Annotated in this window: 11 protein-coding genes; 4 read left to right on the top strand and 7 right to left on the bottom strand. The window is 41.1% G+C overall.

Annotation, left to right across the window (positions count from 1 at the left end):
- The first annotated feature begins 840 nt into the window (after window positions 1-840).
- Together porV and J2X69_RS08920 are read left to right on the top strand one after the other, a co-directional pair.
- Window positions 841-2,055, top strand: coding sequence for a type IX secretion system outer membrane channel protein PorV (gene porV, locus J2X69_RS08925; RefSeq protein WP_310101750.1), 1,215 nt, complete (start codon window positions 841-843; stop codon window positions 2,053-2,055).
- Between the two features lie 6 nt (window positions 2,056-2,061).
- Entirely contained in the window at window positions 2,062-3,333 is a 1,272-nt protein-coding gene (locus J2X69_RS08920) for a pitrilysin family protein (RefSeq protein WP_310101747.1), read from the top strand.
- On the opposite strand, the gene J2X69_RS08915 is transcribed toward J2X69_RS08920, so the two are convergent.
- The 3 genes from J2X69_RS08915 to J2X69_RS08905 are packed head-to-tail and all read right to left on the bottom strand — an operon-like array spanning window position 3,334 to window position 5,612.
- Window positions 3,334-4,284: a glycosyltransferase gene (locus J2X69_RS08915; protein ID WP_310101744.1), complete on the bottom strand. Its 951-nt coding sequence runs from the start codon at window positions 4,282-4,284 to the stop codon at window positions 3,334-3,336.
- 1 nt (window position 4,285) lies between these two features.
- On the bottom strand, window positions 4,286-5,215 hold the full coding sequence (locus tag J2X69_RS08910) for a hypothetical protein (protein ID WP_310101741.1): 930 nt from the start codon (window positions 5,213-5,215) through the stop codon (window positions 4,286-4,288).
- Window positions 5,187-5,612, bottom strand: a complete 426-nt coding sequence (locus J2X69_RS08905) for an FdtA/QdtA family cupin domain-containing protein (protein WP_310101737.1) — start codon at window positions 5,610-5,612, stop codon at window positions 5,187-5,189. Before J2X69_RS08905 ends, J2X69_RS08910 begins: the two co-directional genes overlap by 29 nt.
- 76 nt (window positions 5,613-5,688) lie before the next feature.
- Here J2X69_RS08905 and J2X69_RS08900 point away from each other — a divergent pair, with 76 nt between their 5' ends.
- Window positions 5,689-6,342 (top strand): YigZ family protein, encoded by a 654-nt coding sequence (locus J2X69_RS08900; protein WP_310101733.1) that lies wholly within the window; start codon window positions 5,689-5,691, stop codon window positions 6,340-6,342.
- Here the strand turns inward: J2X69_RS08900 and J2X69_RS08895 are convergent.
- From J2X69_RS08895 to J2X69_RS08885, 3 genes are read right to left on the bottom strand one after another with little or no spacing between them, the layout of a single operon-like run.
- Window positions 6,332-6,934, bottom strand: coding sequence for a 3'-5' exonuclease (locus J2X69_RS08895; protein WP_310101730.1), 603 nt, complete (start codon window positions 6,932-6,934; stop codon window positions 6,332-6,334). The two genes, J2X69_RS08900 and J2X69_RS08895, sit on opposite strands and share 11 nt — an antisense overlap.
- Window positions 6,931-8,394 carry a Na+/H+ antiporter NhaC gene (gene nhaC / locus J2X69_RS08890; RefSeq protein ID WP_310101727.1) on the bottom strand — a complete coding sequence of 488 codons (1,464 nt, stop codon included), beginning with the start codon at window positions 8,392-8,394 and terminating at the stop codon, window positions 6,931-6,933. Before nhaC ends, J2X69_RS08895 begins: the two co-directional genes overlap by 4 nt.
- A 49-nt stretch (window positions 8,395-8,443) precedes the next feature.
- Window positions 8,444-9,577 (bottom strand): FAD-dependent oxidoreductase, encoded by a 1,134-nt coding sequence (locus J2X69_RS08885; RefSeq protein ID WP_310101724.1) that lies wholly within the window; start codon window positions 9,575-9,577, stop codon window positions 8,444-8,446.
- A gap of 75 nt (window positions 9,578-9,652) precedes the next feature.
- Here J2X69_RS08885 and J2X69_RS08880 point away from each other — a divergent pair, with 75 nt between their 5' ends.
- Window positions 9,653-10,132 carry an Mpo1-like protein gene (locus J2X69_RS08880; protein WP_310101721.1) on the top strand — a complete coding sequence of 160 codons (480 nt, stop codon included), beginning with the start codon at window positions 9,653-9,655 and terminating at the stop codon, window positions 10,130-10,132.
- On the opposite strand, the gene J2X69_RS08875 is transcribed toward J2X69_RS08880, so the two are convergent.
- Window positions 10,129-12,432: a patatin-like phospholipase family protein gene (locus J2X69_RS08875; RefSeq protein WP_310101719.1), complete on the bottom strand. Its 2,304-nt coding sequence runs from the start codon at window positions 12,430-12,432 to the stop codon at window positions 10,129-10,131. The genes J2X69_RS08880 and J2X69_RS08875 overlap by 4 nt on opposite strands.
- Between the last annotated feature and the right edge of the window lie 7 nt (window positions 12,433-12,439).

The following is a 12,439-nucleotide window of genomic DNA, read 5'->3' as shown; positions in this document are numbered from 1 at the left end:
CCGATTGATTTTTACGAGAAGGATTGATGCTGGGATATAATCATTCCCCTGTGTGTCGTCCGCCCGTCATGGGTATTTCATCTGTTTATATTTTGATTTTTAATGGTCAGATAGCCTGTCCCGATTTTTCATCGGGAGAATCTCGCATGCATTATAATCATTCCAGTGTGTGATCCCGTAGGTACGGGATCATGCCTGTCTGGCCTCAGGCAGGCTCGAATTCATCTCCCCTCACAGTGGTTAGCTTAATGAAATGGGATGGATCGCCATGGAGGCAACTTTCTCTGATTTGAATGAAATAAATGTTTCAGGCTTACTAGTATCCGAAAACTTGACCTTCCTGCACAATAGTGGAGAGTTAGTCCAATTATATAGCTACCCCATAGCAAAAAACTGTTCTTTTATATCTGGAAAAGTGAATTTCAGACTAATTGGATTAAAAGAAGATAAGAATTTGGTAACTAGTAAGTGCTTGGGATAACTTGGGGAATAAGAGTGTGTTCTCTCAAGAGATAAGAGTAAAAGGAAGTGGTAGATTGCAGATACTAACCCGCAAGCCTTACCCAACTTCTACTCAAATTGAAAGTTATTTCGAGTTTGAGCATAATCATTCAGAGAAAAATTTGATACTTACACTTGCTGTTTAACAAACCATAGGAAAGACACTAATTATAGAAAGGGAGCGTTTAGTCAAAGCTGATGCCCACATTGGGGATTTCTCTTGGTTTTTTTACAAAACCAAACCAAATATCCAGTAAAAGGGACTTATATTTACAACTTAACGCTTCAGTCAAAACTTGATAATTCAACATATTCAGTGAGCGGACTAATCGTGATTAAATGAAAAAAATAGCCACATTAAATAGGAAAAACTTACTCATAGCGGTTTTTACCCTGGCTACTTTATCTGCTTATGGGCAGAACAGCGCTGTTATCTCCGGTCAGGATGAGAATCGAAGAGTAATCACTACCGCTGTACCATTTTTAAATTTCGCCCCTGACTCCAGGCATTCCGGCATGGGAGATGCCGGTGTAGCAACCTCACCCGATGCAAGTTCGGCGCATTGGAATGCAGGAAAGCTTGCCTTCGTAGAAGATAGAATGGGCTTTTCCCTCTCTTATTCCCCCTGGCTGGGGAAGCTGGTCAACGATATGTCCTTGAGTTATCTCACCGGATTTTTCAAAATTGACGAAGTTTCAGCCTTTGGTTTTGATCTCCGCTACTTTAATATGGGCGACATTCAGTTGACTGATGGAAGAGGAAATTCGTTGGGGGAATTTAACCCGCGCGACATTGCAATAGGCGGAACCTATTCCAGACAACTTTCCTCCTATCTGGGACTGGGTATCTCCGCACGATTCATACACTCTAATCTTTCGGGAAATATCTCTTCGGTAGGCGGTAGTGAAGCAAAGCCGGGAATTAGCGTTGGGACAGATATAGGCCTTTTCTATACCAAACCTGTATACGCAGGGATGAAGGATGCAAACTTCTCTTGGGGAGTCAGCATCTCTAATATTGGACCAAAAATAACGTACAATTCAGCAGATGATCTGGATTATATTCCTACAAATTTTAAAATAGGAATGGCTTACGCCATTGACTTGGACCAAGTGAATTCTCTTACATTTGCTTTGGATCTCAACAAATTACTCGTTCCTACTCCTCCGATCTACGCGACCAATGAAGATGGGACTCTGAAGACAGATGAGAACGGTAACCTTATCATAGAACCAGGTAATGGAAAAGACCCCAATCGCCCGCTACTTTCCGGTATGTTCGGCTCTTTTGGCGATGCTCCCGGGGGATTTTCTGAAGAACTGCGGGAAGTAATGATCTCCGTCGGTGTGGAATACAGCTATGATGATAAACTTGCTCTTCGCACAGGTTATTTTTATGAAAACCCCAGCAAAGGAGGAAGAAAATATTTTACCATGGGAGTTGGTTTAGATCTGCAAAGGCTTGGATTCGACTTCTCCTATTTAGTTCCCCAAAAACAAAATCACCCACTCGCAGAGACTTTACGGTTCTCTTTGATGTATAATATCCCCTAATTCGACATGATTTTAAACAGGTCAATGGCTCCGGAATTCAATGTTCCTGAGGATTTTGAACTATTGCCTCCTTCTGAATTCAAGCTTTCAAATGGAGCAAAGTTCTTTTACATTCCTACACCTGGTTTGGACGCCGTCAAGATCGATGTGCTCTGCAGAGGTCAACGTGCCTCTCTTCCGCTCGACCACACACTTATATCTTCCTTCACCCTTCAAATGCTACAGGAAGGAACAAAACAAAAAGATGCAGGTGAAATCGCCGAATTCTTTGACTTTTATGCGGTGGAAGCTTATCCATACTTGACTTTCTCTCACGAAGGACTTGGACTTTTATCCACTAAAAAACATCTTACTACTGTATTAGAAGTTTTTATCTCCTTATTTACTGAGGCCACTTTTCCTGAAGACATGTTGGAAAAACGGAAATCCCAGCGAAAACTCAGTATACAGCTTGAAAAAGAAAAGACATCTTCCAGAGCAGACCAAGTTTTTAGAGAATGCCTCTTCGGAGCCGGTCATCCGTACGGGGCAGAAATCGAGAAAGCTCATGTTGATGCAGTCAAAAGAGACCAGTTGATCTCCTATTATGAGACGATGCTTTGGCAAGATTTGGAAGTTTTCGTTACCGGAAATTTCGACTCCACCGAATTGGAAAATCTCTGTTTACAATTCGGTCAATTGCCTAATAGACTCGTATCAGAATCAGCACCTTTACCCAAAATAAATACACTTTTGGCAGTAACTGAGCCAAAAGAAAAATCAGTTCAAAGCAGTATCCGCATAGGCAGCTGGTCCATCCCAAAATCCCATCCTGACTTTATTGCGCTCAGTATCTTCAACACTATCCTAGGGGGATATTTTGGCTCTCGTCTCATCAAGAATATCCGAGAAGACAAAGGGCACACCTACGGGATATATTCCTCTCTCACAGAAATAGGTGACTCTAATTATTGGGTCATAGCTGCTGATGTTCAAAAAGAGTTTTATCCTTCAGTAATCAAGGAAATTTACCATGAAATTCACCTCTTGACCCAAGAGGAAATCTCTGCTGATGAACTTGAAGTGGTCAGAAACTATTTGATTGGCCAGATGCTAAAACAATTCAGCACTGCATTTGATTTGATTGATAGGTTCAAATCAGCACACCATTCAGGGACGGATTTCGATTATTACACAGAGAAATTGGCCTACCTGAAGATATTTACGGCAAAAGACATGCTTGCCATAGGGCAAAAATACTTTGCGTCACCTCCATTTATAGAAGTAGTCGTAGGCTAATCAGGTCACGTTGGCATAAAGCCAGGAAAAATCCAACCGAAAAAAAAGCCAAACCTTATATAAACCAAACTCCAATCCATTCATATTCAGATCATTACCTAATTTAACGAAATCTTTTGCTATCTGAAAATTTGCCGACCATAAGGCATGCTTCAGTTCATGTAGAACACGCTCTGAAAGTGCAGCGTTTTCCTTTGGATTTTTGTTCATTCTCCTGATTTTTTCGCAAATCCGAAGTGTGCTCGAAAGCATCTCAGAATGGTAGCGCCTATATTGACTAGCCGATAGAGAGTTTGCATGCTTTCTCTTCAAAACACCAATATGCTCTGAAAATGCCAGCGGATAATTTCTTGCCAATCGGAGTTGAATATCAAAATCTTCATAGTGTAATGAAGCATCATATCCTCCTACTTGCTTGAGAATACCGGTATTGAAAACTACCGAAGGAGCTGAAATATAACTTCGCCTAATCAGTGTTTCATATAAATCACCCGCCAAGATTTTCTCTTGCAGGTTCCCATAATCTTCACGGGTATAATAGGGTCTTTCATTTCCTAATTCATCCAAAATAACAGCATCGGAGAATACAAAAGCCGCATCGGGATTTTGATGAAGCCTGTCAATCGAAAACGACAGATGATGGGCATAGAGAAAATCATCTCCTGATAGATCTACTACAAATCTACTATCCACCTGATTGAGAATCTCATTAAACAACCGGCAATAGGGCTCAGACTTACTTTTATAAATAGCTTTGACAGAAAGCTTTTCCGAATTATCCCTCATCCATTCCTTAATGAGATCAGGAGTTTGATCTTCGCTTCCATTGTCTACAATGATTAATTCTTTATGCTGATAATCCTGTAGCAGCACACTGACCAATGCTTTTTCAATCCATTTTTCATGATTGAAGGCAATGCAAACAACGGTAACCCGGTCGGTAGAATTCATGCTAGAGCTTCTTCACCCAAGTGATCTTGTTGCAAATATCATTTGAAAAACGTGACTTGAAAAACATTAAGCTATGATTTGCACCCTCTTCGAGATCAGATGAACCAAGATCTATAAAATCCACTTTTTGCTCCACTGCTAGCTGGAAAAGCTCATTCAAAATAAGCTCTCCCCCATTTTTCACAGGGATTTTCGGATTGATGGCCGATAGGAAATAGTAAAGCGAATTGCCCGTAAGCTTCACTCCGAGAGAATACCCGACCGCAATGCCTCCCTTGCTCACAGTGATCAAAAAATACCTATCGGGATATTCTGATACTTGCTGTACAATTCTATTTTCATCAATCACAATTTCATATCCTTTTTGGGCATTCCAGGCTCTGATTTCCTTCAAAAAACCAAAGTTGGAAATAGAGGAATGGCTGGTCTTCAGACCTGAATCCCTACTTTTCTTCTGGATCTTCAAAGACTCCTTTTGTGCAAGTTTCTTGATCTTTTTCTTACCTATAAAAAAATGGTGACTTAGTATTTTCTTCTGCTCAAAACCGGATTTAAACAGTAGGTAACAGATCAAGTCAACATGAGGCTCGTAAGGCTTAGGAGATTGGGTAATCGATACTGAGTGAATGCCACGATGATTTAATTCATCGATTACTGCCAATATAAATGCCTCCAGTGAAGCAGAGCTTAAACTGTCATTTATCCATAGCCCCCCAAAAGGTGCCTGTGGAAGTGAGACAGCCTCCCCTTTCAATGAAATTGCAAATGTGATTCTGGCTTTGTTTTTTTGTGTTTTCTCCCAAATAAAATCCAGCTGATCCTGATATGAATCGCATGGGAAATTGCTCAAAAAATAATCCTTATCCTCTTTCAAGGCTGAAATCACCCGAAGCTGATGGGATTCACTTATTTCTTTTTTGTAGCTTTCCAAAATAATCTAAGTCTCTGATATAATCATCTTCCGAAAAAGCCCGATCAGACATTCCGAGCAATACGGAATTGGGTGCAAATCTGGCAACTAACCAATTTAGAGGAGGAATAAAAACTCCTTGCCCGGGTGAATCAAGTTCGAATTCAAAAACTCTTCCCTCCGAAGAATGAATTTCCAATTGTATTTTTCCTGCCACTGCCACGATGACTTGGGATTCTTTCCAGTGGGCATGGTTACCCCTTGTCTCCCCCTCCTGTACATTTGAAATCCAAAAGCACCGCTGAATCCCTTCCGGAAAAAGGTCTAAATTCTCCCAAAAGTGGAGATTTCCTGTTCCTCCGAAATTTCCCGGTAGGGTAAATTGATACGGCACTTGTGCAATAATTGATTCACGCATTTCTACTAATTTCCTCTAGCTAAAATTAAGATAATTCGAATGGATAAACTGTTACCTATTTGTTAAAATTCTAATTTTGCTTTTCATCAACGCTACCAAATTCATGTTGGACTTGGACAAAGAGTCAGATTTCGAAGATACATTTTTCACAGTTTCCAGAACCAGCGAAGGTCTTTACAAAGATAGGAGCAGTAAATTCCACTATTATTCTTTCCCTGTGAAGAATGAAGACGAGATCAAGATCCATCTCAGTGATCTAAGAAAAAAGTACTTTGATGCCAGACATCATTGCTTTGCATGGGCGCTGGGAAAAGATGGAGAGCGGTTTAGAGCCAACGATGATGGAGAGCCAAATCACTCAGCAGGCGATCCTATTTTGGGTCAGATTAGATCCAATAACCTGACTAATATACTTATTGTAGTGGTCCGCTATTTTGGTGGAACGAAGCTTGGAATAGGTGGATTGATCCAAGCCTATAAAACCTCCGCAGCTCTGGCAATAGAAGAAAATGAAATCGTAGAAGAGCAGGTGAAAGCCTCAGTGGAAATTCACTTCCCATATCCCGTGATGAATGACGTAATGAAACTCATCAAGACACATGATTTACAGATTATTGCTCAGGAAATGGCGCTGGATTGCCAAATGATGCTGGAATTCAGGAAAGGACTTCAAGAGCTAATCGTAAATTCCCTTGAGGAAATTGAAGGCTTACAGCTGATTAGCCCTTAAACAATTCATCCAAATAGCCCTCAGTTCTCAGTTTTTTGAAGATTTCCAGACATCCCCAAGCGTCAGTGGCGGCATAGCGCTGCTGCTTGACGGTAAGCGTTTCCGCTTCCCAGTTAGAAACTTGCTCAGACTTGGAAATACGTATTCCAAGAACCATAGCGCAAAGATTGCGCACACCAATATTCACAAACCCTACTCTTTTCAGTTCATCATTCAGATCGAAAAAAGAATTGGCATAAAATGAATCGGTAAGCTTTGCCAGTCCTTTGATATCATCATGGACTGCAGCGCCGACTTTCACGATACTCTCTTTTTCAAGAATATTCCGAATAGAATCGGGAAAACCGATTTTATTCAACCGAAAGAGAAAAGCTTGTGTGGATGTAGAAAGCTGAAGCAATGACACTTGATTGATCACCCCTTTTTGAAAAGCGGGCTTAGTCTCTGTATCAAACCCAATCACTCGCTGCTGCACAAGAAACTCCGCAACCTCTTCTACTTCTTCAAGCTTGTCTATTAAAAACATTTCGCCCTCAAACTGTCCCAGTGGAAGGGCGTTTACTTCTTCTTTTGTAATCTTAAATGGAATCATACCAACTTTTCTTCTTCTACATCATCGTAATAGGTGATCCCAATTTTGAAATAACCATATAGGATGGTCATAAAGGGACTAATAATATTAAAAAAACAATACGGTGCGTACGTCAATGTAGCCACACCCAACACGGAAGCCTGTGTAGCTCCACAAGTATTCCAAGGAACCAAAACTGAAGTCACTGTTCCTGAATCCTCTAAAGTTCTACTGAGATTTTCGGGTGCCAATCCCCGCTTTTTATACACATCGGCATACATTCTACCAGGAACCAGAATAGCCAAATACTGATCTGAAGTAGTAATATTAAAGAACACACAGGTAGCGACAGTGGATGCGATCAATGAACCAATGCTATGTACCTTCTGAATCACCGCTTCTGCAAGAACTCTGAGCATACCGCTTTCTTCCATAATACCACCGAAAACCATCGCAGCAATGATCAGCCAAATCGTATTCATCATCCCTCCCATACCACTGGTGACGAGCAGTTCATTGACTACGTCATTGGTAGTAGAAATGCTGATTTCTCCATAAAGAGACATCATTACAGCCTTGAAACTCTGGTAAGCATAGGATGCATTTTCATCAGCGATGAGTCTGATAATCTCCGGCTGGAAAATCAGCGCGAAAAGCCCTCCCAAAAGAGCTCCTGTAAGTAAAGCAGGAATTGCAGGAACTTTTCTCACAATCATCACAATGACTAGTATCGGAACAATAAATAGCCATCCCGTCACATTGAATTTTTCCGATATTACATCTGAAATAACCTGCACATCATTTACAGTGCCATTTGTCTCATAATTCATACCGATCACTACAAAAATGATAAGTGAAATAGAAATCGAGGGAACTGTAGTCTTCGCCATGTAACGAATATGAGTGAACAAGTCCGTACCTGCCATGGCGGGCGCAAGATTAGTTGTATCAGAAAGGGGTGACATTTTATCCCCGAAATATGCTCCGGAAATAATCGCTCCCGCTATTATCCCTTCTTCAAAACCCAATGCCTTTCCTATACCCAATAAAGCAACACCCACCGTCGCAACGGTGGTCCAGCTACTACCTGTAGCCACTGAAACGATGGCACTGACTATACATGCCGCCACCAAGAATATCGTCGGGTTAAGGATCTGAAGCCCATAATATATCATAGCCGGTACTATGCCGCTTAGCAACCAAGTTCCTGCAAGAGCCCCAATTAGAAATAGAATCAGAATACTGGACATCGCCGCACTGATGCTTTTAATAATCCCATCTTGCAGTGTTTCCCAATTAAATCCTAAACGAAATATTGCCACCAAAGCAGCGACCATAGAGGAAAGGACAAGTACAAACTGATTGGAGCCAGAAAGACCATCTGTGCCAAACACTTGTATATTCAATACCAAAAGTACGATCAAAAAAACCAGCGGAATCAGTGCGTCAGAAACTTTTGGAGTACGGTTAAATCCTTGCATTAAACGGGCTTGGTGAGTTAAGGACTTGAATCTAATGAAAAAATATTAATTACATCTTGGATAAAAGTATCGAAAGCTCCTTCCCTACTTGCCAACCTATTGCCACTCCCATTCCGCCAAGCCGTACAGCTACCACGGTTTTAACTCCCACCTGCCTGATAAGAGGAGATTTTATTTTGCCAAAAGCCATAATCCCAGTCCATTCAGTATCCCATACAATGGGTTTGTTAGGAAAAATCACCTCTTTTGCCAGTGTCTCTAAGTGAGATTTTATTTTGGGATTCACCTTAAACTCCATGCTTTTTTCTCCTTCAAAATCCACATTCCTCGCACCTCCCAGAAGCAGCCTCCCGTCAATCTGTCGAAAATAGACGTAGCCCTTATCCATATGGAATGTCCCTTTCCAGGGAATTTTGAAGTCCAGCGGCTTAGACAAAAGGATCAATCCTCTGCCTGGCTGAATAGCTGAATCCTGCCATAATTTCTCGGTGAATGCATTGGTACAAATAGCAATTTTCTTTGCCTTGAACTCTAAATTCACTTCCCCTTCCCCAGCACCATCTTCACCCAAGACTATTCCTTCATCTTGTGACACTTCACACACAGTAACACCCGTTAATATCCGTATTCCTACAGACTGCGCAAGTCTCCAAAGTGAAGTCATGTACAAGCCCGGATCCAGTTCTCCCTCGAATTTATTCTTGACAACTGCTTTGATCTGATTGGCAAAACCCATTTTCTCCGGATTCTTGACCTGAGAAAAAACGTCTTCTTTGAATAAAGGTCTGAGAAGTTTATTTACCCCGGGCAGTTGTTCCAATGCTCTTAGCATTTCTTCATCCAAAAGTTCGTATCCGTTCGTGTGGGCATACCCCAGATTTTTCTCCCCAAACTGCTTTCTTATTGACTTCAAGCCCTTGTATCGACGCTCTACCAGTGCTAAAACCTCAGCATGAGTCATGTGCCAGAAATCATCTAAAATCTCCGTCAAACTCCCAATGCATGCAAAACCCGCGTTTTTGGTGCTAGCCCCAGTTGGAAAAACTCCCCTCTCCAAAACAAGGACGCTTGCCTTGGGAAATTTTTCCTTAAAATGGATAGCTGAGGAAAGTCCCACAAAGCCCGATCCTACCACAATAAGATCGTAATGGAAAAAGTGCTTTTTCTCCCAATAACTGAACATTTCGAATTTTAGAAATAGGAATTAAAATAGATTTAGTATTTTAAATAAATTTAAGAGATATAATCCCAAAATACCATGAGAAAAATTGACTTGTTATTCCAAGAATATGGGCTGAGCCACCAAAACATGACAAACAAGCTCATCCACTGGTTCTGTGTACCTGCAATTTTCTTTAGTATTGTGGGCCTGATTTTCAGCATCCCTCCCGGTCCACTCCCGGAGTTGATGCCTTTCCTAGGCAATTTTGCCAATTGGGCCACGGTAGTTCTGGCCTTGGTGCTGATCTACTACCTCATGCTCTCCACTCCGCTTACCTTAGGAATGTTTCTTTTCTCTGCCCTCTGTCTGGCAGTGGCTAATTTCATCAACTTGTATTTCCCCGGAAAGCTATGGATGTTTAGTCTCGGGATTTTTTTGCTGTCTTGGGTATTGCAGTTTTATGGACATAAGATTGAAGGCAAAAAGCCCACTTTTCTGAGAGACCTCCAGTTTCTGCTAATCGGCCCTGCATGGTTGATGCACTTTATCTATAAAAAATGGGGATTTGCCTATTAATCACTTTCTCCAGTCATCAGAACACTGTCTTCTTCAATAGGTTGATTTTTGGAGAAAAGCTCTTCCAACCGCTTCAGGGAACGTTGATTTTTCAGCGTGTACATGCTTTCCAGAATTGATTTTTTCTCCCTGGACGTCAATCTCCAATTCAAGGATGCCCGCTGCATAGTCTCCTGACTTTCTGTCAATTCCTCTACCTGCACCTTATCAGGTGCGTATTCAAACTCTATCCTTTCCAGTGCGAAAGGCATAGACTCCGCCATGTAATTGAAAAGCACCTCATTCTGTATGGTTTGTACATTATCCCAGTTAGCATAAATATTCTTCAACGGAGTGAAAATTTTCTCGAAAATTCTAGGAGGAAAACTAGGTGCTATTTCAGTTGCTTTCTCAGAGTCCCTAATTGTAATCAAGACTACTCCACCCGTATTTTCATTGATCCATGACTGAAACACAAACATAAACCTAAGTGCATCCTGAATCCCAAAATTATCCGACAGGCCTGTATCCATAGTTTCCATAATAGGCTGAGTTGGCAACTGAATATTAGGAGTAATGAAAGGAAAGGTGGCACTCATTCTCAATGCAGTAAGGAATCGTAGATTCTTGGAGTCATGTTCTTCAAAAAATCTGAGAAAATCTATAGTCTGCTTTTTTTCATCAGTGCCCAGTTTCCCAAGCATGGATGTTCCGAAAAATGACATAGAGTGCGGAGAAATCACCAGCTTTCTCCCATCATTTGTAATCAATGTAGTAACGGGAAGCAGAGGAATACTACCTGTAAATTCCGGTTCTTTATATGCTGAAATAGTTTTTTCTAGAATTCCCTCCGTATTTTTATTCAATTGATTTTCAAAAGCATACCCTCTGTCTTTAAGATACTTATGCCCATTGTAATGGAAATTTTGGTTTCGGATCAATAAGTCATTTACCAATAAAGTGAAAATAATCGGGTTGAGATTGTCTGCAGAGATTTGATCAAGATACTTTTCATCCAGGGGATTTACAGAAGGGTCAGTCAGGGATCTTAGATAAATTTCTCTGAAAAACGCCTCGCCCAAAACCCCACCTGAAGCCCCTGTAAACAGCTCCGTATGTTTTAAGACCTCCCCATCCTCAATAGTATAAATACTCTGTAGAACTTTGAGTGTCCAAAGTGCCGCCCGCTGCCCTCCCCCACTTGCGGACACCATCACCAGTTTGGGTTTACGCTCATCAGGAAATTTTGCTTTCCAATTATCCAAAATATTCAGCACATTGTCCCTGTCCTTTTTTACAATATCAGGAGCCAAAAGGGAGTCCATGCGGGCAAGGCTATAGATAGCCGGGGAAACGGTATAATCCAATCCGTAAGCTGCGTGAGGACGATTGAGAAAATTGAAATTACTGAAATAATTAGCCAAAATCAGAAAAGCGAATACAGCAAAGGTGGACCATCTTCTAAGCCAAAAACTCACCGCCCCTACCAACATAACCAGGATGGCAAACAAAAGTGTCGCGCTCATCGCCGCGGGCAACTGGAGATACGGATTTTCTTTGAAAAAGCCCAAAAACAATACAAAGAGAATTAAGACAAGCTGGATGATAAACAGATTCAAGTGATTCTGGTCAAAAACCCGCAGTAACTTTGTCCCCTCAAACCTGGAAATATCCGGTCGTACTTTCTCAGGACGAAGCTTGATATTCAGATAATAAAGGACCTTGTAGTGTTGGGTTTTCAAATCCTTGTATTGACTAATCACACTCGCTCTGGTCAGCCGGACTTTACGCAGCCTTTTATCGACAGTCCCGGCAAAAAGAATAAAGAAATCTTTATTCGTCAGAGAAAAATATCCAAATATAACCGTGTAGGTGATCACTCCTCCACCAATAAAACCCAGGAAATAAAACAATACCTCCCAATCACTCGAAGGATTGTTGTTTAGCTGAAAACTTACAAATCTTATAATATAGACTACATAAAAAATCAGCGGTATAAGCCCATTGTTCACACAATAATGAATGAAAGGTTTATTCAGAATCACCAAAAAAGGGAAATGCTTACCGTCCATAATATAGGTGGACATATGGAATGCCATGGTCAAAACAGCAAACCCAACCCCCATTAAAAAAAAACTGACCCACGAGACCTGATGCAGGTATTCCGGGTCAAGGAAAAGAAACGGAATACCCAATACAACGCCGAAATATTCCAAAATCACTCCCATCAGCGCTATCCAAATAAGGGTAAGACCTAGGTTTTTTCTCAAGTGAAGCAAAAACAATTGTACAGGAAAGCTGTACCAGATTTTATCCCTCATGCATTTG

It is taken from the genome of Algoriphagus sp. 4150 (assembly GCF_031457395.1).
Lineage (GTDB): Bacteria > Bacteroidota > Bacteroidia > Cytophagales > Cyclobacteriaceae > Algoriphagus.
This window is presented reverse-complemented; position numbering and strand designations above follow the sequence as displayed.

Coding starts and splice junctions, on each gene's coding strand:
- J2X69_RS08875 (WP_310101719.1), bottom strand. CDS start 12,432: ATGAGGGATAAAATCTGGTACAGCTTTCCTGTACAATTGTTTTTGCTT.
- J2X69_RS08920 (WP_310101747.1), top strand. CDS start 2,062: ATGATTTTAAACAGGTCAATGGCTCCGGAATTCAATGTTCCTGAGGAT.
- porV (WP_310101750.1), top strand. CDS start 841: ATGAAAAAAATAGCCACATTAAATAGGAAAAACTTACTCATAGCGGTT.
- nhaC (WP_310101727.1), bottom strand. CDS start 8,394: ATGCAAGGATTTAACCGTACTCCAAAAGTTTCTGACGCACTGATTCCG.
- J2X69_RS08915 (WP_310101744.1), bottom strand. CDS start 4,284: ATGAATTCTACCGACCGGGTTACCGTTGTTTGCATTGCCTTCAATCAT.
- J2X69_RS08895 (WP_310101730.1), bottom strand. CDS start 6,934: ATGATTCCATTTAAGATTACAAAAGAAGAAGTAAACGCCCTTCCACTG.
- J2X69_RS08905 (WP_310101737.1), bottom strand. CDS start 5,612: ATGCGTGAATCAATTATTGCACAAGTGCCGTATCAATTTACCCTACCG.
- J2X69_RS08880 (WP_310101721.1), top strand. CDS start 9,653: ATGAGAAAAATTGACTTGTTATTCCAAGAATATGGGCTGAGCCACCAA.
- J2X69_RS08885 (WP_310101724.1), bottom strand. CDS start 9,577: ATGTTCAGTTATTGGGAGAAAAAGCACTTTTTCCATTACGATCTTATT.